Below are 24,137 nucleotides of genomic sequence, written 5' to 3' on the forward strand. Positions count from 1 at the left end.
TCTCGAATGATTGCTCAAGAGATTGCGTGCTTACGCAACCGCTCACATACCTTAGCCCTTTTGGTGCTCAACTGACGATTCAAGGAGTTTCTTTAGCTCTTCCCCACGTGGAAGGCGGGCTGGCTCGAAGGTATAGCCATCGTGCACGTAGTAGAAAGCAGCGCGAATCTTCTCTCCGCCATGGATACGCCGCCATGCCTCTGCATAAACCGCAAGCTGTATCTTGGCGGCGTCCATAGCCTCCCCTTGGGGTGGGCGGCCTGTCTTCCAGTCCACCACCATCCACGTGCCGTCGTCCAAGCGGAATACCGCGTCCATGCGCCCGCGCACCACGGCCTCACCGATGGTGATTTCAAAAGGCGCTTCTACGTATTCCGGTTGACGTTGCGCCCACTCCGAGCTCAAGAAAGCCTTTTTCAGCTCTTCCAAGTCATAGTCCGCCGCCTCATCAGTACCCGGCAGCTCTTCCTCGCTCAATAGTGCAGGGCTGCCAAAGCGGTCCTCCAACCACGCGTGGAAGGCGGTACCGCGCTTGGCATAAGCATTCGGCTTAAACGGCACTGGACGGCGTTGCCTCCGGGCGAACTGCAGCGGGTCAGCCCGCAGCGCAACCATGTCAGAAGCAGTCAGTTCACTGGGCAACTCAACGTCTACCACCGGTTGTTGCAGGGCCTTGAATTCTTCAATGAGCGCGCCAGCCTCCTGCTCCCACAACTCAAAGGTTTCACCGTGGCTGAGGTCTGGAAGTTCTTCCATCGCCTCAAGCACCGCATCGGCACCGGCAACTGCCTCCGGGTTGGCCTTCAGCGCTGGGAACTGTGCGCTCTCACCAAAGTCCTCCTCGGACGGTTCATCTGGCACGGACCACTCCACCACGTACTGCGGGAACTTCTCCTTCAAATGCTCCAAGTATTCATAGGGCCCCTTCTTGTTTCTTGAAGAAAGGTTATTAGTCCCCGAGCCAGTAACGGTCAGCGTGGATTCGGTACGGGTCAATGCAACATAAAAAAGGCGCGCAGATTCTTCCGCCTTTAGGGCACTATCTGCTTTCTTAAACTCTTCGCAGGCGTTTTGGAACTGCGAGCGCTTTTCGGCATCCTCTGGGACCTCAATATAGTCGTCCTCCCCTGGGACCTTTTCGATCCTGCTAAGGAAGGTCTCCGCTTGCGCGTTATAGCTAGAAGAATCAGCATGCACCACGCAGACATGCTCCCATTCCAAGCCCTTGGCCTTATGCGCAGTCATAATTTGCACACGGTCCGTTGCGGCAGGCACCTCACCCCTGTCCAAACCGTCTTCCTTTTCGAGTGCAAGCGCAAAATAGTCCAAGAGTGCGTACAAAGAATCACCGTGGAAGCTAGCGACGATATCGGCAAATTTATCCAAGTGGGCAGTTCCCCCCGCGCTTCCGCGCGCCAAGACTTCGGTACGGATATTAAACAATGCCTCAATATCAGCGAAGATATCCACCAGCGGCTTAGATAGCGAATAGGTGCGCAAGTGCCGCAGTTTGGCAGATACCTCTTCCATGCGGGCAAGGCCCTGTGGGGTAAAGCGGTCCCTCTCCCCCAAGTCAGCCAGGGCGTCGGCAAGGCCAACGCGCTGATCCGGTTCTTCTGCGGTGACATCTTCCAACTGCGCTCGCAGGTAATCTTCCGGGTCCATTCCTGGTTCCCAACGCAAGCGCTCCTCCCTTGCTCCGGCGAGGTTTCGTTGACGCGAAGCGAGGGCTTGAATATCGCTAATCCCCAAACCGCACATAGGGCCAGCCAGTACCCGCACTGCTGCAGACAGATCTTCTGGGCGTACGAGCATCGTGGCAATGGCCACGAGATCCTGGATTTCTGGCTGCCACAACAAACCACCGAGACCGATGATTTCATTAGGTACGCCCGCCTTGTCTAAAGCCGCAGCGATAGGTGCGGACTGCCTATTTTTACGCACCAAAACCGCGGCGCTGAAGGTGTCTCCCTCGCGTTTGTCCCACTGCTTTTTCAAATGCTCGGCGATAAATTCGCGCTCGCGATTTTCGCTTTCAAAGTAGGCCAGCTGGATTTCACCCTCGCCTTTATGTGGGGCGGCAGAAAGCTCATCCACGGGACGCTCAACGCCTTCAAATACCCTCTCCGCCACTGAGTTAGCCAAATCCAGCGCACCAGAGGGGTTGCGCCACGAGGTAGTCAATTGGTCCTTCGGAGCAGGTGTGCCCGGCGCGACTGGAAAATCCTCCACGAAGGCGGTGAGGTTTTCAGAGGTCGCGCCGCGCCAGCCGTAGATGGCCTGCATTGGATCGCCTACAGCCGTAACCGACAATTCATCTTTTTCGCCGCCGAAAAGGCTTCGAAGTAGAACGCGCTGGGCATAGGAGGTGTCTTGGTACTCATCCAACATGACAACCTTGTAGCGCTGGGATTGTTGCCTGCCCACCACGGGATAATCACGCGCTACTCGGGCGGCGACAGACATTTGCTCGCCAAAGGTGATGACTTGTCGCTCGGATTGTTCCTTTTTCATGGCCTCCAGCAGCGGTACGTACTGCACGCGGCGTTCCTGTGTCTGGATATAGCCCAGCAGCTTTTGAGAGTATTCGGGGCCATTCTTCTTCGATTTGTCAAGGTTATCGATATCTGCGCGAAAATCGCGCGCATGCTCAGCGATATGGCTCGTGTCTTTGAGACCGTTATCAATATCTTGGCTGAGGCTCAGCAGGGTCTCGGTGATAGTGGCTAGGGTGCGATCGTCTTCTAGTTGGCCGGTGTAATTGCGCACCACATCGTAGGCTAAGGAATAGCGCTCGGCCTCAGTAATGATGCGCGCGGTGGGCTCAACCGGAACTAATAGGCCGTATTCGCGAACGAGTTCTCCGGCGTAGGAGTCATAGGTGGATACCTTCGGCGCAATGTTTTCTAATGCTTCTGCCACATCGCTGCCTGGTGGGATGAGACCGGAATCGCGCAGTTGAATCAGCTGCTTGCGAATGCGTTGCTCCAGCTGTTGCGCGGCTTTGCGGGTAAAGGTCAGGCCAAGAACCTGTTCAGGTCGCACATAACCATTGGCCACCAAATACACCACGCGCGAGGCCATGGTTTCTGTCTTGCCAGCACCAGCGCCGGCAACCACGAGTTTGGGGCTAAATGGGCCTTCAATGACATGGGCTTGTTCGTCGGTAGGCGGGAAATCCTTGCCCAAGGCCGCAGCGATTTGCTGTGGGGAAAAGTTGCTCTTAGGCATCGGTGGTCATCCTTCCTTCTTCCTGCACGGGGCAGATGGAGCGAATTGGGCATTTATCGCAGTCTTTATTGGTACGCGCAGTAATGCGCGGACCACGCATTTCCTCCACCAGCGGGGGCAGAAGTGCGGCGAATTCTTCGAGTGCTTCCGGAGATTTATCGCTTTGCCAAATCTCGCCAATCTTCTTAGTGGTTGCGCCCGGGTAAACCAGCACTCCTCCCTGGCGCGGCATTCCTTCACCGTCGTGGACCTGATGGCCGTCGAATGCACCGTGGGCAAGCGCGAGCTGATAGGTCATTAACTGCACATGGTCTTCGGCTTCTTTCTTGGCCGGTTGGGTTTTCCCGGTCTTGAGGTCCACGACCAAGTAGTTTCCTTCTTCATCGCGAAGGAGACGGTCCATATAGCCGCCGATGCGCACGCCTTCACCGACATGTACGCCCACAGGAATTTCCACGCCCACTAGTTCTTGATTTACTTCAGATTGGCGCGCCCATTCGCGGGCGCGGTCCAATAGCGCGGAAAACTCGTCGAGTTTGAATCGCAATTGCCACTGCGGGACGTCCTGGATGCGCTCGAAAGCCTCCATCACCAAAAGCTTGGCCTTTTCCGCATCCATACCGCGGCCAATGGCTTCAAAGAAGGCGTGGGCCAACGTACCGCGGAGCAGGTGCTCCTCAGCACTCGGGTCCTCAGCCACATTGCCCAGCACAGCCTTGAGCGGGCAGTTGAGCAACGCTTCTACGCGAGAGGGCGATAAACTGCCGCTGGTATGCAACGGCAGTTCAGCCGCAACGAAACGAGCCGACCACCACTGCTCCGGGTGGGCGCCGGGGATTTCGGCCGCCGCTAACCGCGCGAGCTGGCGGGCAGCTTGCTTGCGTTCAACCTCACCGGATTCCGGATTGCTAACTACCCGGCGCAGCTGTGCGACAAAGGCCGGCACGGACAGCACCGCAACATCGAGTGGATCAATCTCCAGACCATCGCGCAAAGAAACGGGTGCGGGTTCGGGCACATCGAGCCCTAATTCGCGCGGGAGTTGAGCGCGGCGCAGCGCCCGTTTGGCTTGCCTGCGTGCAGCTTGACCGGGCACGTCTACTCCGCGGCCAGCGAACTCGGTGATGAAGCGAGAAGGCTCAGACACTGTATCGCCTTCCGCATTCTCCACGGCGGCAATAAGCAAGCGCTTTCGGTGGCGGGTGGTAGCGACGTGGAAGAGACGACGCTCCTCTGCCAAGCGGGAGGCGATGTGGCTGACGGGAGTATCGGGATCAATATCGTGGTCGAGGAGATCGATGAGATCTTCTTGCCCGAAGATGGAGCCAGTCTCCCCTAGCGAAGGCCAGCTGCCTTCCTGGGCGCCGGCCACGATGACGGTATCCCATTCGCGGCCCACTGCACCGTGCGCGGTCAGGATTTCTACGGCCTGCGGGATGGCGGTGCGGCGGTCACGCACGCCGGTGGGAAGTTCTTGTTCAGTGATATGGGTCAAAAACGCGCTCAGTGAAGAATCCGGGCGGCGTTCTACGTAGTCTCCAGCAGCGTCAAAAAGCGCCATCATTGCATCTAGGTCGCGGTCGGCCTGCGAGCCCGTTGCACCACCACGCAAGGCCGAGGCCTGTAGACGGTTGTCCAGCTCGGTAGCACTCCATACGGCCCACAGAATCTCCTCCACCGAAGCGCCGGAAGTGAACGCTTCCCGGCCGGCACTGAGCACTGCACGAACGCGTTCGAGGATCGAATATTCCCGTTCAGTGAGCTGTCCGTTGAAGTCTGGGAGCTCGCCGTAGAGAAGGCCCCGGAGGCTATCGATGCCCCGAGTGGTGGAATCCCAGCGACGCAAGCCACGGATCAGTCGGCGCAGGGTGACAGGATCGGCGCCACCCACAGGTCCGGTGAGTAGTTCTTCCAACTCAGAGTTAGATAGATCCTCCTCCAAGGCGCGCAGTGCAAGCAGCACAGCGGAGACCAAACGCTGTTCGGCCAAGACAACGTCGGTGGGATTGATATGTACGGGCACACCGGCGGCTAGGAGGGTGCGGCGCATTTGGCCAATGTCACTAGTAGAGCGCACAATGACAGCGATGTCGCGCCAGGGCACGGCATCTTCCAAGTGACGGCGGCGCACAGTATTAGCTACGACGTCGCGCAGCCGACCATCCGAGTCCACGATGGAGATGCACGCCGGTGTGGGCCTGCGGTAGGACTCGGTGAGCTCAATATCATGCTCGGCTGGAAAGTCCTGCAAAAAGCGCGAGCTAGCACCACGAAAGGCAAAGACAGATTGGGCTGTATCTCCACCCACAACTACGAGGTTGGCCTGCGCAGCTAGCCCAAGAATGAGCTTTCCTGCGGTGGGGTCGAGCAGTTGCGCATCATCGACGACAATGGTGTGGAAGGGATGATCGCGCAGTAATTCAGGGCGTTGGAGAACCGCGGTAACCAACTCTGCAGCAGAGTATGAATGGGCACGGGAGAGGAGCTGTACGTGCTCATACTCGCGCAGAAATTCGCCCGCGGCGGACCACATAGGGCGGCCATATTCGTGGCCTAGGCGCTCCAGGTCTCCTGGGCCCAGACCTCGTTCAATGGAGCGCAAAAGGAAATCGCGCAACTGCCGAGCAAAGCCCACATATTCCAGCGCGGGGCGCATCTCTTCTGGCCAGGCTCCGTGGCCGTCCTCTGCTTGACCGATAAGTAGCTCCCGAATGACGGCATCTTGTTCCGCACCGGTAATGAGCCGTAACTCCTCCTCGGCCGCTGTGCGCAGTAACGCAAAAGCCAAGGAGTGCACAGACCGCACCATTGAGGTCTGTGCGGCGTAATTCTCGAGGCGTTCAGAAAGTTCGCGGCGCAATCGGGCACCGGATTCCTTCGAGGGCGCAATAACGAGAATGCCGGAGGGATCCGCGCCAGTTTCCTGGGCTCTGTCCAGGGCATGAATGACGGTATCGATAAGGAAGCTCGACACGCCACTGCCTGCCGCACCGGTTACTTTCCAGGAACCGGATTCGGGCAGGTCAACCGGCCAGCTGCGGGCCGTGGCGGACGGGGTACGGGGAACGAGGCGCACTTGCGGGGACGGTGGGAGGACCACTCCCGCACGCGCGGTGGAATGGGGGTCGTAACTCACCGCTCCAGTATGGCAGATGCTCGCGACACCAGATATTGCTCCACCCGTTCAATGTGCGAACGCGTGTTTGAACGCGAAGCAGGATGCAGATCGTTGATATGACGACGATACGACACTGCACGCAAGAGCAGCTCCTGCATGCCAGGCACGTGGCTAAAGCGCTGGCAGATCTCATCATCAACCGCCTGAGCAATAAGCCCGTCGACGATGACTAGGGCGGCGCTCCAACCGGCTGGGCGCGGGAACTCGCCCGGCACGATGTCCACGATTCCCGGCGGGTTGGCGCCGTGATAGACCGTGGTGGTGAGAAGAGCGGTGTGGGCAGGGATAAGGGGGACGTCGGCAAGCAGAGCCGGGCGATAAGCCTCCCCCGTTTCTCCCCACGCGGCGCGCTCCGCGCGAGCAAAGACATCGTCGCGCTGCCCGGTGGGAAGTGCCACCTCGGCCATAGCCGTATCAAGGCGCAGCGCCATCTGTGCGGTTTCATCAATGCGCCCACGGACCTGCCCCGGAATAAACTGCGTGGCCTTCCAGCCAGCGGCCGTATGACGGCCATCGCTAGATAAAATTGGCCGGGAAACCCGGGCGCCTTGCACACTTAGGCGCTCGCGCGTCTTGGCGGACCATGCAGCAAAAGGACCGGCCTGCGAATAGACCACGTCCCCCACCTTGATGCCGTTATCCCACACCGGGCCTAATTGATCGCCCTGAGCGCGGCGAGTACCGGTAGCACCAGTTTCCGCGTGAAAGGCGCTTAAAACATGCTCTGGGGGAAGCGGCATCCTTAACTCCTATTCGGGTTGGTGGGGATCCTTATTATCCGGGTTGGGGAAAGGCCACGGGTTAGCTGTACAGGTCACGTCCTCATCAGGATAGACCTCACTGGGCTTGCGATCGTGCAATACCTTGTTATTGAGATCCAAGGTCTGCTGCATCATGATCGGAGCTAACTTGCCCTGCCCACCACACGGCTGATGGGCCGCATAGCCAATGGCGTGGCCCAGCTCGTGGTTAATAACGTACTGGCGGTAGTTACCCATATCCCCTTCAAACGGCGTCGCACCGCGCACCCAGCGAGCCTCATTAATAATCGTGGTGGACTCGCCAGTAATGGTGGTATGGCAGGAGGTTTCCGTTTCAATTTTCTCCCCGCACCGCTCCGCGGCGGTACCCAAGGAGGTCAGCTGGATACGGGTATCTGGATCCGCATCAGAGGCCACGTGCTCGAACTCGAAGTCCTTGTGCGCGGTCCAGCCGCGCGGATCAGAAAGGGTGGCCTCCACCATGGCTGCAAAAGAATCATCGCCGCCATACGGTGCGGTATTGAGGCCATCTTCCACCTCGATGGAATAGCGCACCTTCTGCGCGCCGCCCTTACCGGCTACGGCGCCGGGCTCGCCCACCTCATGGAAAGTGCCCTTTCCCTGCTTGGTAAACGCACCACCGGGCGGCATCTCACTAATTTCCCGTTTGACCGCTTCCGCATCAGCCGGATCAGGCCCGATTTTCTCGGCACTCGTCGGGGCAGCTGTGGTAGTTTCTTCCGCCCCTTCTTCAGAGGAGGAAGCGGTGGCGATATCGACAATGAACCAGATGGTCAAGGCGATCATCAAAGGGATAGCCACCACGCGCCACCAGCCATATTGACGCGCAAACCGGACCACCGCATTTGGGTGGTCCGGCGAATGGCCCTGGCTCCGGTGAGCGTGGCGAGTCTCCCTATCTTCCATGGGGCCTTAGGTTACCCGTTTATATTTAAAAATCTGAATCAGCAGACCGGTGCGCTCGTCTTTAGGCGCCGGCGAATCCCACGGCGTGCTTCTTCGCAATGCCCACCTCAACGTAGACCACGCGGTCAGTGCGCACGAGGTACTTGCGGCCCTTGTCATCTTCCAGTTCCAAGGTGGAGTTATCCGCCAGGGCGCTATTGATCTTCTGCGCCAGCTCAGCCTGGTCACCTGCAGCGCTAATGACCAGCTCGCGAGCGGTGTCTGCGAAGCCAAACTTGATATCCATGAGGGTTCCTCCTCTAACTAGAGTTTTATTGTCAATGGCCCCACTATAACCATCCCGGCTACTATCAAGGTGTGTCTGACATAAAATCCCAGCCACCGAGCTTCGCGGAACTCGGCGTTGCGGCCGAAATCTGCGATGGACTCGCCACCCGTGGCATCACGCGTACTTTTGCAATCCAGGAATTAACCCTGCCCATCGCTTTATCCGGTCAGGATTTGATTGGCCAAGCGCGCACCGGCATGGGCAAAACCTACGGCTTTGGCGTGCCGCTTTTGGATCGTGTCTTTGATGATGCCGATATCGAAGAGCTCGATGGTACCCCGCGCGCCCTGGTGGTGGTCCCCACCCGTGAGCTTGCCCAGCAGGTCACCAAAGACCTGCAGGTAGCCGCCGCTGACATACCGGTGCGTTTGGTTTCCATCTACGGAGGCCGGCCCTACGAGGAACAGATCACAAAGCTCAATAAGGGCGCCGATGTCATCATCGGTACACCTGGCCGCCTGATCGATCTCCACGAGCGCGGCAATCTGCAACTAGACCGGGTGGCCATCTTGGTACTCGATGAAGCCGACGAGATGCTAGATTTGGGCTTCTTGCCCTCGGTGGAGGCCATCCTGCAAGCTCTGGATGGCAATGCGCACCAGACCATGCTCTTTTCCGCTACGATGCCGGGCGCGATTTTAACGCTGGCCCGCCGTTTTATGGATAAGCCCATCCATATCCGCGCCGAATCGGGCGAGCAGGATTTCACCCATTCCTCCACCCGCAAGGTCACCTTCCAAGCTCACCGCATGGATAAGGTTGCCATCGTCGCGCACGCCCTGCAGGCTGCCGACCGCGGGCGCACCATCATCTTCGCCCGCACCAAGCGAGCGGCCGCCCATTTGGCCGATGATCTCGCCCGGCGCGGCTTCCGCGTGGGAGCCGTCCACGGCGACCTCGGGCAAAAGTCCCGCGAGAAATCCCTGCAGGCCTTCCGCTCCGGCCAGGTAGACATCCTGGTCGCCACCGATATTGCTGCCCGCGGTATCGACGTCGATGATGTCACTCACGTCATCAACTATCAGGTACCAGATGATCCAATGACCTTTGTCCACCGTATTGGTCGCACGGGTCGCGCCGGGCATACCGGTACCGCCATCACCTTGGTGGGCTACGATGAGCTGGGCAAATGGCAAGTCATTAACGATGAGCTGGATTTGGGAGAGCCGGAGCCGCCACAATGGTTTTCTACTTCCCCAGAGCTGGCCCAAGCGCTAGACATCCCCGCGGATGCAGAGGAGACCGTAGGCCCCGAGACCAAGGTTGTAGGCCAGGTTTCAGTCCGCGAGAAATCCCCCACCCGTACCACTGCGCGCCGCGGCAGCTCCCGGCGCCGACGAGGAGGCCGCCGATGACTAAGGCTCCCATTTTGCGTTCCACGCTCTCTGATTGGAAGGCCACCGGCATCATTGCCGTGGTCTGCGCCATCGCGGTAGGCGGTGCAGCCGTCACTGCCAATATCAATCAGGCACATTTGAGCCAGGCGGCCGTTCCTGGGAAAAAGGATGCACCCGCACTTTCCACAGTCCCGACTAACCTCCACGAGTCCTTCAGCCTCCCCAATGAACCGGTGCCTGGCCAATACCGGGCAGTTTCGGCGCACGGCCTGACCATCACACATGCGGATCACACGCTCACGGCTACCAATCCGGACGGCTCCGAAGCGTGGACCTATGAGCGCACTGATGCCGAACTATGCTCACTGTCTGCCGCATGGGGCAAGATAGTAGCCACCTATAAGACCGGTGTGGGCTGCGGAGATACCGTGGCGATTGATGCCGCGACTGGTGAGTATGACAGCACCCGTAGTGCCATAAATTCGGACGAGGTAGTACCCATATCCTCCAATGACCGGGTAGGAACGGTCTCCACCGACCGCATCGATCTGTGGCGCTCGGATATGGTGCGTACCGTGGAATACGGTGACGTGGAGGCAAAACAAGAACCGGACAAGCAACCGCATGAGGATTGCACGCTCAGCTCGGCCCTTACCCGTACCGAGAACTTAGCCCTGACCGAGTCCTGCCCCGATAAGCCGAATACCACCTGGTTGCGCTTCCAAGACACCACCCCCGATGATTCCCGTCAACCGGACATCGCCGCCGATGTGGACATTGCCACCGATGGCGCCCGCCTTGTCGCCGTAGGCCAAAAGGCCGCCGCCGTATACCGGCCAGGACCACACCCCTCCATCGAGTCATATAACAATGAAGGTAAAAAGCTCGACTCTTCCCCAGCAGAGCCTTCTCCGGCTATAGACACCGGCGACTCCCCCTTCGCGCCGGCAACTGCGGACTTGCCGCACCATATGACCTGGTTTGATGGCTCCCGGCTCTACCTCTTTAAGCCGAGCGACCTCTCGGTTGATCGCATCGTGGAAGAGGCCATCGGCACCCCCATCGCTGTCAACGAGCAGATGCTGGTGCCTACCAAAGAAGGAATTGCAGTCATGGACTGGTCCACTGGCAAGACACTGCGAACCATCCCGGTTGACCGCGGCGCCTACCACGGTGCCGTTTATCTCACTTTAGCGGGCGAGACCATTGTGGAAGCCCGCGGCGATAAGGTAGTGGGCCTTAGCGCCGATTAGTACCCCACCATCGCATAAAAAGGCCGCGCATTCCGGGTTTTCCCGAGCGCGGCCTTTTACACGTGAAGACGACTTTAGAAGTTTGCTGCCGCCCACTCAGTGGAGGCGCGTACGAACATCAGCAAGAAGATAACCACTGCGGCGCTCAGCAATGTCACCACGCCCAGTAGCGGCGATCCACCGCTAAACATTTGGAAGGAGCTAGCCGCCAAGATTAGCTCCACCAAAATAATGGCTCCCCTACCCCAGCGCTTTCCCTTGACCATGGCCCAAGCGCCAATGATGACAAAACCAAACACGATAAAGATAAAGAGTGCGGTGCCTAGCCCCACAAAGCTTCCAGAGCCCGAATCCGACACCATGGAGCCGTTTTCCGCACCGGTCAATTCGCGCACGATCAGGAAGATACCGAAGCAGATGACGGCGATGGACTGAACCACGGCGAGCGCTGCGGCTACGAGAACCGGCTGTGGCGCGCCCTGCTGGGGCTTCACCTCACGCGCCGGCTGCGCCGAGGCCGCACTTTGCTTTTTGTTTACCTGCTTTTTCTTCTGCTTAGACACAAAGCCACAGTCTACTCACCGGTCAACGACATTTCCTTGTGCGCCACTCAGGTTTCGCGGGGGCAGGGGCTAGCCGGGTAGATTTGACGCTTCTTCAGTCACCGCACTCAATGATTTTTGGACAATACGCCAGTTCAGCGCGTTTCTCACAGGCTTCTTTCAACTCAATCGTGGCCCTAAATGACCCCCACACTAGTTTCATTCAAGTGAGGTTGGCCACAATTTTGCCTCTACCCCTAGCGGAGTCTGAGTAAACATGTCATGATTCTGGGGTAGCAAAAAGAAAGAGGACGTAAACCTCTTCTTAACTTGAAGGAAACTTCAAGTAACCACAATGTGAACCATTGGCGGCGGCGACGCTGGCCCGACCTCGAGACCGGGCCCCACTGCACGCAGACCAGTTCACACAACCACCCACCCTGGCATTGGTTGCTTTTCATTTTCGTGAAAAGCGCTTGTGCTTACTGCTGTCGAATTTTTGTTAGGAGATATCAATCATGGATTGGCGCCACGAAGCTGTTTGCCGCGACGAAGACCCCGAGCTGTTCTTCCCAGTAGGCAATTCTGGTCCTGCACTTACCCAAATCGCTAAGGCCAAGCTGGTCTGCAACCGCTGCCCTGTTGCCTCTTCCTGCCTGAAGTGGGCACTGGAGTCCGGCTTGGACGCCGGCGTCTGGGGCGGTCTATCTGAAGAGGAGCGCCGCGCCCTCAAGCGCCGCCGTAACCGCGGCCGTGGACGCGCCCGCGTTTCCGCTTAATCATTGGCCCCCAATTTTCGTTTCGGCGCCCTTAGCCGCTAAAGTTGAATAAAGTTCAGATACCCTCAACGAAGGAGTGCGCAATGAGCAAGCGTGGTCGCAAGCGCAAGGATCGCCGCAAGAAGTCCGCTAATCACGGCAAGCGTCCTAGCGCATAACGCACAGCATTACTCAAAGCCCGGTTCCCTCGGTCACTTCGACCGTAGAACCGGGCTTTTGCTATGGCAGACGCAAATCAATGTCGTCTCCTAGCTCCCCGCTTAACCTCTCCGTGCCTTAAGTCCAATGTGATCGGGCCGAATTGAACACATTGGGGTCTCAATTCGGCCCTTCCGCCCTCAATTCGGCCCGATCGGTATGGACTCAAGCAAAAAGTTGGAAGATCATGCGACCAGACCCCACCACAGCGGGTGAGCAACAGTGCCTACCACGCCGTTTCGATGCGGGTGATTTCAACCGAGATCCGGCGGCGTAACGCCTGCGGCGCCTTGGCCTGCCCGTTACAACAGTTGCGCACCAGCGAACGAATAATCTCCTCGCTCTCGAGGCGCTTTTGACAAAAATCACACTGGGCGATGTGCTCGCGGATGGCGAGCGCGCGGGCATAGGTGGTGGATTCATCGAGAAGCTCGCACAGGAGGGCCTGTACCTCTGGGGAGCTACACGCACCACAGTTGTGTTCCGTTGCGCGTTCCATTACTTCTCCTCCATGTCTGGGTGTTCTAATCCAATACCTTGTTCTCGTGCCACGTCTTTCAACGCTTTTCGGAGTAGTTTTCTTCCCCGGTGCAACCGAGACATTACTGTGCCCAAAGGAGTGTCCATGATTTCCGCAATTTCTTTATATGCCAGGCCCTCCACATCCGCGTAGTAAACCACCATGCGGTAATCATCGGGCAGGTCATTCATGGCCTCTGAAATGGTGGAATCTGGCATGTCCTTGAGCGCGGCTACCTCGGCGGATTCCAGACCGGTGGAATCATGTCCGGCAGTGGTATAGAGCTGAAAATCACTCAAGTCATCAGCCGAGGACTCCGTTGGCCGGCGCTTCGCCTTGCGGTAGGAGTTGATGTAGTTATTGGTCATGATGCGATAAAGCCATGCCTTGAGATTCGTGCCCTGAGTAAAGGAATGGAAGGACTTATAGGCCTTGAGGTAGGTCTCCTGCACTAGGTCTTCAGCATCTTGGGGATTGCGCGTCATGCGCAAGGCACCACCGTAGAGCTGATCTAGCAGGGGCAGCGCTTCCGCTTCAAAACGGCGCTGCAGCTCCTTTTCGCTGATTGTTTCTTTAGCCACAATTTCCATACTAACGCCTAGCGTTAGAATCCCAGTCATGTCTAAAAAGTCCCCGCATGCAGCCACCCCAGCGCTCAAAGTTGTAGAAGACGCCGGTATCGAGCACCGCGTATACACCTTTGAGGCGGGCACCGATCACTTTGGTGATCACGCCGCCGCAGCTCTAGACGTAGAGCCGGAGCGCGTGCTCAAAACCCTGGTCATCGATTTAACGGCGGGCAAGGGACCCAAGCGCAAATTGGCGGTGTGCGTTATCCCTACTACCCACCACCTGAGCTTGAAAAAAGCCGCAGTCGCACACCAGGTTTCCAAGGCCACTATGGCGGACCCGCACGATGCGACCAAGTCTTCCGGTTATATTCCCGGCGGCATCTCCCCGCTGGGGCAGAAGAATCCACTGCCCACCATTATCGAGGAAACCGCCATCCTTTTCGATACCGTCTTCATCTCTGGCGGGCGCCGCGGGCTAGATATCGAACTCAATGCGGAGGACCTCGCGCAGCTGTGTGACGCCAGCTTTGCCGATCTACTCGCCGAGTAGCTCTGGATAGTCGTTGGATACAGTGCCCACGGCCTTGTCGGCGGGGTGGGTGTGGAAGCCCCGCAGGGGCGTCGGCAAGAGCAGCTCGGCGGCCTCTTCGGGGCTGCCCTCTAGCCAGGCGCGCATTTCCTCGGCCGCCAAAAAGCGCGGCAGGCGGTGGTGCAGCCACTCCATTTCTTCCGTGGCTGCAGTGGTAATGATCGTGGCGGACAGGCGGTCTAAGCCGGTGTCCCAGAGGCCTGCGGCCCACAACAGGCCTTCCTCCGCGCGCACGAAGTAGGGCTGTTTGCCGCCCTCTTCCTGGCGCCACTCGTAGTAACCATTCATCGGGATGAGGCAGCGCTGCCCCTTAAAGGCGTGCCGGAAAGAAGGCTTGGAGGCCACGGTCTCCGCCCGCGCATTAAACAGCGGCGGGCCCTCAAGATCTTTCTTCCAGTGCGGCAATAGCGCCCACCGCGCAGGATCGACTTGAGCAAGGCTTTCGCGCACGCGCACGATGGCCACCGGCTGGGTGGGCGCAATGTTGTAGCGGGGCCCTGGGGTTCCTTGCGGGGCATGTACCTCGGTGACTCCGGGCAGCTCTCCCACCTCATCAAGGAGGGACTCGGTAAAAAGAACGAATCTTCCGCACATGCCCTCTATTATGGACGATATGTCTCAACCATGGTCCGCCCCGCAAGCGGCAGGCCCCATTACGTGGGCCCAGCACGTGCCGGGCTCAAAGTCTATTACCAACCGCGCCTTCATCTTGGCCGCGTTGGCCGATGGCCCCTCTACCCTGCGCGCTCCGCTGGTCTCGCGGGATTCGCAGCTGATGGAAAAGGCGTTGGAGTCTATGGGCGTGCGCTTCGAGCACGACGGCGAGGACATCCACGTCACCCCAGGCCCGCTCAAGGGCGCAACGGTAGATTGCGGCCTAGCAGGCACGGTGATGCGCTTTATCCCGCCGGTTGCGGCCTTGGCTGATGGCGCCGTGCTTGTCGACGGCGACGAGCAGGCCTACGCCCGCCCCATGTCCACCGCCCTCGATGCGCTGCGCCAGCTTGGCGTAGAGGTGGACGGCGATAGCCTGCCCTTTAGCGTGCGCTCGCACGGGGTGCCAGAAGGCGGCGAGGTCACCATCGATGCCTCTGGGTCATCGCAGTTCGTCTCCGGACTGCTGCTAGCCGGTGCACGTTTTAAAAAGGGCATCACCGTAACCCACGAGGGCGCTCCGTTGCCCTCTTTGCCGCACGTGGAAATGACCGTGGGCATGCTGCGCCAGGCAGGCGTGCGCGTAGACTCCGGCAAGAATACGTGGACCGTGCACCCCGGCCCGATTGCCGGCCGGGAGTGGACGATCGAGCCGGACTTGTCCAATGCCACGCCTTTCCTTGCTGCCGCTGCCGTCACCGGCGGCCGCGTGACCATCAAGCGCTGGCCCGCCAATACCACCCAGCCAGGTGACGCTATTCGCCATATCTTGGTGGATATGGGCGTTATGGTCACCCAAGAGCCGGGCTTTGTCACCGCAAAGGGCGCCAAGAGCGGCGTGCTGCAGGGCATCGAGCGCAATATGGGTGATATTGGCGAGCTCACCCCCACCGTCGCGGCGCTGTGTGCCCTGGCAGAAACCCCCTCCACGCTCACCGGCATTGCCCACCTGCGCGGGCACGAGACCGACCGTTTGAAGGCGCTGGCGGATAATATCAACGCCCTCGGCGGCAAGGTCACCGAGCTTGCCGACGGCCTACACATCGACCCCGCCCCTCTCCACGGCGGGGAGTGGCCGTGCTACGCGGATCACCGCATGGCCACCGCGGGCGCGATTATCGGCCTGCGGGTACCGGGCGTAGAGGTAGAAGACATTGCCACCACCGCGAAGACCCTTCCCGGCTTCGACCGCATGTGGGAGACGATGGTGGACCCCGAGCAACAGGAGAGCAATGGCTAGGCGTTTCGGTTCTTTCGATGAATCCGATGTGCGCGTGCGCCCCGGCAAGGGCTCGCGGCCGCGTACTAAGGACCGCCCCAAGCACAAAAATGCCAAGTTCGGCATGGTTATCACCAAGGACCGCGGGCGCTGGGGCGTAGCGCTAGACGACGGCCCCCGCGTCACCGCCATGCGCGCCCGCGAGCTGGGCCGCACCGCCATCGAGGTGGGCGACCGCGTTGGTGTCGTGGGCGATACTTCCGGAAAGAAAGACACCTTAGCGCGCATAGTGAAGCTGGAAGAGCGCACCTCCGTTCTTCGGCGCACCGCCGATGACACCGACCCCTACGAGCGCATCGTGGTGGCGAATGCGGACCAAATGCTCATCGTCACCGCCGTGGCCGATCCACCACCGCGTTCCGGGTTTGTCGAGCGGGCCCTCATCGCCGCCTTCGTGGGCAATATCCACCCAATCTTGTGCCTGACTAAAACAGATCTCACGGATCCTGAGCCGTTCGCGGCCGAGTTTGCTGATCTTGATGTCACGGTGGTGAAAGCCGGCGTCGAAGACGGCCTCGAGTCCGTGCGCCAGCACATCGATGGCCACGTCACCGCGCTCATCGGCCACTCCGGCGTGGGCAAGTCCACCCTGGTCAACCGCCTGGTTCCGGATGCGGATAGGGAGACGGGGGAAGTATCGGGCGTAGGCAAAGGCAGGCATACTTCTACCCAATCGGTAGCGCTTCCCCTCCCCGCCGATGATGCATACTCTGGCGGTTGGATTATCGATACCCCCGGCATTCGTTCCTTCGGCCTCGCACATGTTGATGCTGATGACGTGCTCGGCGTTTTTGAAGCTCTTGCGGCCGCCGTCGAGGATTGCCCCCGTGGTTGTACGCATATGGGCCCGCCTGCGGACCCAGAATGCGGGCTGGATGACCCTGCGCTTATCCCCCCGGATACCGCCAGTGCGCGGCGGCGCGACGCGGTGCGCGGCCTACTTGAGGCCCTGCGCACCAACGTGGACTGGGAAAATTAAAGGTGGAAGCCGGTATCGGCGATAACGCCTAGCAGGCCATCTACGATGCCAAAGACCACATCGAGGATCTGGCCCCAGGTGCCCTGGGACGAGGTCTCTAGCAATGCTAGCCACGGGGTGGTGGGCACGACATCGGCAGCGGCATCTGCGGCCGGGGTGGTATCGGCCGCCAGAGCGGCTGGCGCGGAAATGAGGGCTACACCTGCGGTAACGGTAGCTGCAGCCAGGTTCTTGAAACGTTGAGTCATGTTTTCTCCTTCAGTTTTAGAGCAATTCTACGAGGAAAGGCAGCTCGCTGGGGTGATAAAAGGCCATAAACTTATCCAGCGCATCTCCCACGGCCAGCTCCGCGTCCTCATCGCCAAGGTCTGCGGTGTCAATAGCCTCAATGGCCTTCGCGGTGGTTTCTTCGGATTCCGCAATATCCACGTGGATGGCCGCCAAATCGTCTTTGCTAAACTGCGCCGGCTGAAGTTCTACCACCGGCTCGCCCATATCCGGTCGTGGGGTGATGACAGAATCATCCAGGTCCACGGAGATGACCACGCGGCGATGCGGGAACTTTTCATCATCGCCGATGGCCAGAAGGCGCATAGAGGCCATAGATGCCTCGAGGAATGCCGAGTAGGCAATCTCTTCTTCATCGCCCTCGGTATAGAAATCCTGCAGCGCTGGTGTCACCATGAAACCCCAGCCGGAACGCGCAGAAAGGGAACCAGTCTCTTCCAATTCCGCCAGCATGGCGTAAGTTGCGGGAATGTAGACGCGGGCTTTAGCCACTAAAACTCACCTTCAATGTCGAAGACAGCCTGGATTTCTACGGAAACGCGATCAAAGCTGGTGTACAAAAAGCCCACCATGCCGGTTTCCACGGCGGCGCGGACGTTGAGAATAGAATCATCAACCATGACGCAATCATTGAGCGGAAGCTCTAGGGCATCTGCGGCCGCCTGAAATGCAGCGACCTCTGGCTTTTCCGCCCCAACCTCACCAGAGAGAATTACTGCATCTACGTTTCCGCGGTACTCCCACTCGCGAATGTGCTCCGCGCCTGGACCGCCCGGGTCATTGGAGAGGATGGCGGTTGCCGCGCCATTTGCCTTTGCGGCGGCCAGCAGCGCCTTCCAGCGACGGTTATCTTCTTCGGTGCCGTCGAGGACGCCGACATAGTCAACGATCAGACCACGCATGTACTTAAATCCTTTGGTTACGGTTTTCTCTTTAACTCCCCGAGAGTATAGCGAACCACGCGCACATTCGCGCCCACCTCTTTCAGGAAACCCTCAGAAATGGCGGCCGTGGGGCGGGCATGAGACAATTATCACGCGTCCGTCTCCTGTCCTTATTCAGGAGCACTACTTCCCCATCATGTACGAGCCCATTCCTGGCTACTCACACCTCAAACTCTTCCTCGCGCCTCATCGCGTGCGCTATGGCCGCTTGCCGACGTCCGCGGAGGTCGCCGTCCAACACCGCATCCAAGGCTGGGTAATCTTCGCACTCGAGGTTGCTGCCGGCTATCGGCCGCTAGCTCACCTCAATTCCGCGCGCTATTCGGACGCAATCCGGCTGCATATTGGCTCGTGGGTGCGCCAACGCTCCAGCCCCTACACCACGGACAGATTGCAATTGACAAGCCTGCACGCGCGCTCAAACGGAGAGTATTTCGGCTCTGTTTATATAGGTCAACAGCAGCATGCCTTTACAGGATCAGCCAGTCACACGGGATTAACCTCGTTCCGCTTGCTCTAAGCTATGCGAACGGACCTCACCGCCTAGGAAATGAACTGGCCGAGTTGAGAAAGGATATCGGACCAGTTCAGTGCGGACCATCCAATTCCGGCAGCGCTTGCTAGCGCCGCAATACCGGTAGTCAGCAGACCACCTTCCAGGACGGATAGCCCGGAATTGTCATCAGCAGTGCCATCCGCGAGTACGGTATTCACACCACGGTGGGTTGCTGCGGCCTTTTCCAAGGGAGCATTGACCTGCTTGGTGATAGTGACGATATCGCGCAGCGCTGACGCGTAATCCGGGAACTCATCCGGGAAGGCGGAGCCTGTATCCCCGGTGGCGGGCCTCTGTGGCCGCGGAGAAGACTCTGCATTGCCTGCAGTGGACTGCGGCAGATCCTTAGTGAATTCACCCAGCTCGGCGCGAATCACCGCCTGGGCATAGTTGGCACCCAGCACGTCAAGGTAATCCAACACGGCAGCTTCGGTGAACTGCTTACCTTCCCGCGATTGTGGACGCGCGTCGGGCTCCCACGGGAAATCGAGCGGCGTGGAATAGATATTGCCATCGGCCCGCGCAGTGTTGAGCCGGGATGCGCCAAAGTAATAATCAAAGGCAGCATCCGCTTTATCCTGCGACAAAATCCCATCTGCCACCAACGCTTCCTTACGCTGGGTAGCGATAGCCAAAATGGCCGCTGCCGCGTTGTCCTGTTCTAGTTTTTCGCCCGAGTCCAAGATGATGCGCAGAGAGGACGCGGAGTCGCGCTGCATCTCATACGCCACGGCTGGGGTGGCGCCACCAAGCAAGGTAGCAGACAGAAGCGTCGTAATTCCTAGACGCAAAGAACGGCGACGCATCGTCAGTGGAGTCCCTCACAGGAAAAAAGCAGATTGGACAAGATTCTTATATTCTACTCATTTTTCCCTAAAAAGAAACCCGCCCCGCTCCCACTCTTAAAAGTGGGAGCGGGGCGGAGTTTGAGAAAGGACACCGAGCTTTAGGCCTCTACGGTATCCCCACCATTGTTGTTCGCAGCGGCCGAAGACTCACCAGCCTGTTCCTCTTCCTGCTGCTTGAACTGCTTGCGCAGCATAAAGAGCTGGCGAACGGTCTCTTCCTTGACGCCTTCGTTCATGGCATTGAACATCTCGCCGCCCTCCTTCTGGTACTCCACCAGCGGATCGCGCTGCGCCATCGCGCGCAGGCCAATGCCCTCCTTGAGGTAGTCCATCTCATAGAGGTGCTCACGCCACTTTTGGTCAATAATCGGCAGGATGACCATGCGCTCGGTATTGCGCATCTGCTGCTCGCCGCCAATTGCGGTTACAGATTCCTCGAGCTTGTCATATTCGTTATTGGCGTCTTCTACCAAAGCGTCGCGAAGCTGCTCAGCGGAAAGCTCGCCTGGGGAACCATACTCGGAGCCTTCGACCAGTTCCTCGTGGGAAATGGTGGGACCGTACAGGGAATCCAATGCGTTCCACAGCGCATCTAGGTCCCAATCCTCCACGTAGCCGGTGGCGGTAGCGCCGGCAACATAAGCGGAAACGGTGTCATCAATCATGCCGCGGATATTGTCCTGAATATCGCCGGCATCGAGGATATCGTGGCGGGTAGCGTAGACCACCTTGCGCTGCTCGTTAAGCACCTCGTCGTACTTGAGAACGTTCTTACGCATCTCAAAGTTCTGGTTCTCCACCTGCGCCTGGGCGCCCTTAATGGAGTTGGAGACCATCTTGGCTTCGATTGGAACATCGTCCGGCACATTGAGGCGATTCATCATGTTCTCCATGGACTGTCCCACGAAGCGCACCATCAACTCATCGCGCATGGACAGGTAGAAGCGGGTCTCACCCGGGTCACCCTGGCGGCCAGTACGACCACGCAGCTGGTTATCAATGCGGCGCGACTCGTGGCGCTCGGTACCCAGCACGTAGAGTCCGCCGGCCTCGCGGACCTGGTCACCCAGCTTCTTGGAGTGTTCCTTTTCGGCATCGATCTCTGCCTCCCAGGCCTCCTGGTACTTTTCCTCATCCTCGAATGGATCGAGGCCGCGCTCGCGCAGCTTCTCATCGAGGATCACCTCGGGGTTACCACCAAGGACGATATCGGTACCACGGCCGGCCATGTTCGTAGCCACGGTTACGGTGCCGGGGCGGCCGGCACGGGCAATGATCTGGCCCTCTTCCTCGTGGTGCTTAGCGTTGAGCACGTTGTGCTTGATTCCCCGCTTGGATAGCAGCTGGGACAGGTACTCGGAACGCTCCACAGAGGTGGTACCTACCAGGACTGGCTGACCAGCCTCGACGTGCTCAGCAATATCGTCCACCACGGCGGCGAACTTGGCTTCCTGCGTCTTGTAAATGCGGTCAGAGTGGTCCGCACGCTGATTTGGCTTATTGGTAGGAATCGGCACTACATCCAGGCCATAGATGGAATGCAACTCGGCGGCTTCGGTCTCTGCCGTACCGGTCATGCCGGAGATCTTCTCATAGAGGCGGAAGTAGTTTTGCAGGGTAACGGTAGCCAGCGTCTGGTTCTCGTTCTTGATCTCTACCTGCTCCTTGGCCTCGATAGCCTGGTGCATGCCTTCGTTGTAGCGGCGGCCGGCCAGCACGCGGCCGGTGAAGCTGTCGACGATCATGACTTCACCATTGCGGACGATGTAGTCCTTATCGCGGGTGAAAAGTTCCTTGGCCTTTAAGGCGTTGTTCAGGTAGGACACCAGCTGGGAGTGCTCTGGGGCGTAGAGGTTATCGATGCCGAGCTGATCCTCTACGTATTCCACGCCCTCTTCCAGCACACCGATGGTGCGCTTTTTGTGGTCCACCTCGTAGTGGATGCCTTCGCGCATGCGCGGTGCCAGCTGGGCGAAGACGCTGTAGAACTGGGAGGAACCGTCTACTGGGCCGGAGATGATAAGCGGGGTTCGGGCTTCATCGATAAGAATCGAGTCAACCTCGTCCACGATGCAGAAATTGTGACCGCGCTGCACCACTTCATTGAGGGAGCGCACCATGTTATCGCGCAGGTAGTCAAAACCTAGCTCGTTATTGGTGCCGTAAGTAATGTCGCAATCGTAGGCAGCCTTGCGCTCTGGTGGGCGCATCTCAGACAGGATGACGCCTACGGACAGGCCGAGCCAGCGGTGGACACGGCCCATCATCTCCGCGTCGCGCTTTGCCAAGTAATCATTGACGGTCACGATGTGGACGCCCTTGCCCTCAAGCGCATTGAGGTAGGCAGGCAGGAGCGAGGTCAGGGTCTTGCCCTCACCGGTGCGCATCTCGGCAACGTTGCCGAAGTGCAGGGCCGCGCCACCCATGATCTGCACGCGGTAGTGCTTTTGATCGAGGACGCGCCAGGCAGCCTCGCGGACGGTGGCAAATGCCTCGAGCAAGATGTCATTCATCTCTTCGCCGTCTTTCAGACGAGTCTTGAACTCATCGGTCTTTGCCTTAAGTTCTTCGTCCGAAAGCTCCGCGTACTTATCCTCAAGGGCAATTACGTCGTCTGCCATTTTGCCCAGGCGCTTGACCGTACGGCCCTCGCCCGCGCGCAGCAGCTTGGAAAGTCCAAACACGGTTAGTTAGTCCTTCTAGTCGCGACAATAAAGTTAACTCGTCGCTATTGTACTCACTCGCATTCACAAAGCACCTTCCGCCTAGCGCATAGGGCATGCGCGCAACCTTCATCTGGCATATCTAAGCCTTTAAAGCCGCTTGCCGACGTCGAACTTCCCCCCCCACCAACCACACCATTTCCCTTGATACGAATTCGACCCCGCTGCAGTTATGCAGCGGGGTCATTACCTCAGGAGAGTGCGAGCGCTTTAGGCTTCCGCGTCTTCAGCCAGGGAGATAAGGCCATAGTCGAAGGCGTGGCGGCGATAAACCACGGAGGGCTTATTATTCTCCTCGTTAACGAAGAGGAAGAAGTCGTGGCCAACCAGCTCCATCTCGCTTAAGGCATCATCCACGCTCATCGGGGTAGCCGGGTGCTCCTTGGTGCGCACAATCTGGCCGGGACGAACATCTTCGACGGTCTCAGCATAAGGGTCAACGTAGCGCTCTTCCTTGGCGCGCTGTGCCTCAGCTTGTGCCACCATCTCAGCGGCAATCTCACCGGTGCCCTTTTGCGCGCGGTGACCGCTCTTGACGTTTTCGCGGCGCACCTTCACCTTGCGCAGGGAGCGCTCCATCTTGCCCAAGGCGGTCTCGAGCGCAGCGTAGAAAGAATCTTCCTTTGCTTCGGCACGGGCGATGTGCCCCTTACCCGTAGCGGTGATCTGGATGCGATCCGCTTCAGAATCGCGGCGCGGGTTCGGCTCGTGCTGCAGCTCCACGTGGAAGAAGGTCAGGGTGGGGTCAAGGCGTTCAATCTTGGCCAGCTTGTCATTGACTCGCTCTTGAAAGTGATCAGGGACCTCGACATTACGGCCCGTAATCGTTACCTGAGCTTTGTTTGGCTGGGACATTGAAATGCCTCCCTTGAGTAGTGGGGACTGGAATCAATCACAGTAACTATCTCTCTGTGACACTCCTCATGGTATCACTGGTTATGACCTGACAGGGCGAAATTTTTTTCCGCTCCCCTACCTCGAGGGTAGATCCCACCCTTATCTAGGCATCCGCAAAGACCAATGCTCCACATACTTCTACGCCCGCGGCCTGCAGGGCAGCAATGCTCGCGGCTAGGGTAGCGCCGGTGGTAACGACGTCGTCGGCAAGCAGCGCAGGGGCGCGAGCAATGGGAGCATGAACGCGGACTCGCCCCTGCAGGTTAGCCCACCTATCCTGCGCGTTAAGCTCGGACTGATCCGCGGTGGACTGCCCCATGGAAAGAGCCGCGCACACGCCCACGCGCTGCCGCCGCGCCGCTGTATGGCACACAGCGGCCACAGGGTCTCCCCCGCGCGCCCGCGCCGAGCGCGGACGGGTAGGCGCAGGAACAAGGGTGAACTCGCGCGGGATATCACCACGGGCACTCAGATAGGCCAGCCCAGCTGCAAAGACGGCCCCGACATACTCGCGAACCGGCTGGTTGCCGCGCTCCTTCATGCCAATGATGATGCGGCGGCGAATATCGGAATAAGAGCCAAGGGCATACACGGGCGCCCCCAGCAGCCGGGGCCGTGCTACCAAGTAGGGCGGGTGCCGCAAGTGCTCGCGGCACTGTGCACACAACACCTCGCCCGGCGCGCCGCATCCAGCACACGCGCGCGGAAAAATAAGCTCCCCCAAGCTCATCGCGTTGTCTCCCCCTTAGCCGCA

Annotated in this window: 24 protein-coding genes; 8 read left to right on the forward strand and 16 right to left on the reverse strand. The window is 59.0% G+C overall.

Translation table 11 applies throughout. The annotated features are described in order from the left end of the window. Positions 1–51: 51 nt before the first annotated feature. From ACLI1L_RS09600 to ACLI1L_RS09620, 5 genes are all read right to left on the reverse strand, one after another. Positions 52–3,231: an ATP-dependent helicase gene (locus ACLI1L_RS09600; protein ID WP_411707446.1), complete on the reverse strand. Its 3,180-nt coding sequence runs from the start codon at positions 3,229–3,231 to the stop codon at positions 52–54. Next, on the reverse strand, positions 3,224–6,331 hold the full coding sequence (locus ACLI1L_RS09605) for an ATP-dependent helicase (protein WP_411708372.1): 3,108 nt from the start codon (positions 6,329–6,331) through the stop codon (positions 3,224–3,226). Before ACLI1L_RS09605 ends, ACLI1L_RS09600 begins: the two co-directional genes overlap by 8 nt. A gap of 32 nt (positions 6,332–6,363) precedes the next feature. Then, the gene (locus ACLI1L_RS09610; protein WP_411707447.1) at positions 6,364–7,149 is read right to left on the reverse strand and encodes a hypothetical protein; all 786 of its coding nucleotides are present in this window, start codon (positions 7,147–7,149) and stop codon (positions 6,364–6,366) included. A gap of 9 nt (positions 7,150–7,158) precedes the next feature. Further along, positions 7,159–8,097 (reverse strand): DUF3152 domain-containing protein, encoded by a 939-nt coding sequence (locus ACLI1L_RS09615; RefSeq protein WP_394286119.1) that lies wholly within the window; start codon positions 8,095–8,097, stop codon positions 7,159–7,161. Between the two features lie 61 nt (positions 8,098–8,158). Then, positions 8,159–8,383: a DUF3107 domain-containing protein gene (locus ACLI1L_RS09620; RefSeq protein ID WP_394286120.1), complete on the reverse strand. Its 225-nt coding sequence runs from the start codon at positions 8,381–8,383 to the stop codon at positions 8,159–8,161. A gap of 71 nt (positions 8,384–8,454) precedes the next feature. Between ACLI1L_RS09620 and ACLI1L_RS09625 the strand changes: the two genes are divergently transcribed. Both ACLI1L_RS09625 and ACLI1L_RS09630 read left to right on the forward strand, forming a co-directional pair. Further along, on the forward strand, positions 8,455–9,780 hold the full coding sequence (locus ACLI1L_RS09625; RefSeq protein WP_023020794.1) for a DEAD/DEAH box helicase: 1,326 nt from the start codon (positions 8,455–8,457) through the stop codon (positions 9,778–9,780). Then, entirely contained in the window at positions 9,777–11,015 is a 1,239-nt protein-coding gene (locus ACLI1L_RS09630; RefSeq protein ID WP_411707448.1) for a hypothetical protein, read from the forward strand. Before ACLI1L_RS09625 ends, ACLI1L_RS09630 begins: the two co-directional genes overlap by 4 nt. A gap of 74 nt (positions 11,016–11,089) precedes the next feature. Here the strand turns inward: ACLI1L_RS09630 and ACLI1L_RS09635 are convergent, their stop codons facing one another. Then, positions 11,090–11,578: a hypothetical protein gene (locus tag ACLI1L_RS09635; RefSeq protein ID WP_086588005.1), complete on the reverse strand. Its 489-nt coding sequence runs from the start codon at positions 11,576–11,578 to the stop codon at positions 11,090–11,092. A 497-nt stretch (positions 11,579–12,075) separates the two neighbouring features. Here ACLI1L_RS09635 and ACLI1L_RS09640 point away from each other — a divergent pair, with 497 nt between their 5' ends. Both ACLI1L_RS09640 and ACLI1L_RS09645 read left to right on the forward strand, forming a co-directional pair. Continuing rightward, positions 12,076–12,336, forward strand: a complete 261-nt coding sequence (locus ACLI1L_RS09640) for a WhiB family transcriptional regulator (RefSeq protein ID WP_005322377.1) — start codon at positions 12,076–12,078, stop codon at positions 12,334–12,336. Positions 12,337–12,419: 83 nt separating this feature from the next. After that, positions 12,420–12,494: a 50S ribosomal protein bL37 gene (locus tag ACLI1L_RS09645; protein WP_096030696.1), complete on the forward strand. Its 75-nt coding sequence runs from the start codon at positions 12,420–12,422 to the stop codon at positions 12,492–12,494. A gap of 266 nt (positions 12,495–12,760) precedes the next feature. Here the strand turns inward: ACLI1L_RS09645 and ACLI1L_RS09650 are convergent, their stop codons facing one another. Continuing rightward, on the reverse strand, positions 12,761–13,033 hold the full coding sequence (locus tag ACLI1L_RS09650; RefSeq protein WP_086588004.1) for an anti-sigma factor: 273 nt from the start codon (positions 13,031–13,033) through the stop codon (positions 12,761–12,763). Next, positions 13,033–13,644, reverse strand: coding sequence for a sigma-70 family RNA polymerase sigma factor (locus ACLI1L_RS09655; protein ID WP_411707449.1), 612 nt, complete (start codon positions 13,642–13,644; stop codon positions 13,033–13,035). Before ACLI1L_RS09655 ends, ACLI1L_RS09650 begins: the two co-directional genes overlap by 1 nt. Before the next feature lie 28 nt (positions 13,645–13,672). Between ACLI1L_RS09655 and ybaK the strand changes: the two genes are divergently transcribed. Further along, positions 13,673–14,176, forward strand: coding sequence for a Cys-tRNA(Pro) deacylase (gene ybaK, locus ACLI1L_RS09660; RefSeq protein WP_411707450.1), 504 nt, complete (start codon positions 13,673–13,675; stop codon positions 14,174–14,176). Here ybaK and ACLI1L_RS09665 read toward each other — a convergent pair. Beyond that, on the reverse strand, positions 14,162–14,809 hold the full coding sequence (locus ACLI1L_RS09665) for an SOS response-associated peptidase (protein WP_411707451.1): 648 nt from the start codon (positions 14,807–14,809) through the stop codon (positions 14,162–14,164). The genes ybaK and ACLI1L_RS09665 overlap by 15 nt on opposite strands. Between ACLI1L_RS09665 and aroA the strand changes: the two genes are divergently transcribed. Then, on the forward strand, positions 14,808–16,109 hold the full coding sequence (gene aroA / locus ACLI1L_RS09670; RefSeq protein ID WP_411707452.1) for a 3-phosphoshikimate 1-carboxyvinyltransferase: 1,302 nt from the start codon (positions 14,808–14,810) through the stop codon (positions 16,107–16,109). The genes ACLI1L_RS09665 and aroA overlap by 2 nt on opposite strands. Further along, entirely contained in the window at positions 16,102–17,127 is a 1,026-nt protein-coding gene (rsgA, locus tag ACLI1L_RS09675; RefSeq protein WP_411707453.1) for a ribosome small subunit-dependent GTPase A, read from the forward strand. Before aroA ends, rsgA begins: the two co-directional genes overlap by 8 nt. Here the strand turns inward: rsgA and ACLI1L_RS09680 are convergent. Genes ACLI1L_RS09680 through ACLI1L_RS09690 form a run of 3 tightly spaced genes read right to left on the reverse strand, consistent with a single transcriptional unit; the run spans position 17,124 to position 18,317 of the window. Continuing rightward, complete coding sequence (locus tag ACLI1L_RS09680) at positions 17,124–17,375, reverse strand: hypothetical protein (protein WP_086587998.1); 252 nt, start codon at positions 17,373–17,375, stop codon at positions 17,124–17,126. The two genes, rsgA and ACLI1L_RS09680, sit on opposite strands and share 4 nt — an antisense overlap. Before the next feature lie 16 nt (positions 17,376–17,391). Beyond that, entirely contained in the window at positions 17,392–17,907 is a 516-nt protein-coding gene (locus ACLI1L_RS09685) for a DUF6912 family protein (protein WP_411703449.1), read from the reverse strand. Then, the gene (locus ACLI1L_RS09690) at positions 17,907–18,317 is read right to left on the reverse strand and encodes an HAD-IA family hydrolase (RefSeq protein WP_023020783.1); all 411 of its coding nucleotides are present in this window, start codon (positions 18,315–18,317) and stop codon (positions 17,907–17,909) included. The genes ACLI1L_RS09685 and ACLI1L_RS09690 overlap by 1 nt, the downstream gene beginning before the upstream one ends. Before the next feature lie 178 nt (positions 18,318–18,495). Here ACLI1L_RS09690 and ACLI1L_RS09695 point away from each other — a divergent pair, with 178 nt between their 5' ends. After that, entirely contained in the window at positions 18,496–18,879 is a 384-nt protein-coding gene (locus ACLI1L_RS09695) for a hypothetical protein (protein ID WP_411707454.1), read from the forward strand. Between the two features lie 23 nt (positions 18,880–18,902). Here ACLI1L_RS09695 and ACLI1L_RS09700 read toward each other — a convergent pair whose 3' ends face one another. From ACLI1L_RS09700 to ACLI1L_RS09715, 4 genes are all read right to left on the reverse strand, one after another. Then, a complete protein-coding gene (locus tag ACLI1L_RS09700; RefSeq protein WP_411707455.1) occupies positions 18,903–19,721 on the reverse strand; it encodes a hypothetical protein in 819 nt (272 codons plus the stop codon). Between the two features lie 140 nt (positions 19,722–19,861). Further along, positions 19,862–22,447: a preprotein translocase subunit SecA gene (secA, locus tag ACLI1L_RS09705; RefSeq protein ID WP_411707456.1), complete on the reverse strand. Its 2,586-nt coding sequence runs from the start codon at positions 22,445–22,447 to the stop codon at positions 19,862–19,864. A gap of 249 nt (positions 22,448–22,696) precedes the next feature. Then, positions 22,697–23,341: a ribosome hibernation-promoting factor, HPF/YfiA family gene (gene hpf / locus ACLI1L_RS09710; RefSeq protein ID WP_023020779.1), complete on the reverse strand. Its 645-nt coding sequence runs from the start codon at positions 23,339–23,341 to the stop codon at positions 22,697–22,699. A gap of 145 nt (positions 23,342–23,486) precedes the next feature. Next, on the reverse strand, positions 23,487–23,975 hold the full coding sequence (locus tag ACLI1L_RS09715; RefSeq protein WP_340439805.1) for a ComF family protein: 489 nt from the start codon (positions 23,973–23,975) through the stop codon (positions 23,487–23,489). Between the last annotated feature and the right edge of the window lie 162 nt (positions 23,976–24,137).

Source organism: Corynebacterium sp. LaCa117, assembly GCF_046717765.1.
In the GTDB taxonomy this organism is placed as follows: Bacteria; Actinomycetota; Actinomycetes; order Mycobacteriales; family Mycobacteriaceae; genus Corynebacterium; species Corynebacterium kefirresidentii.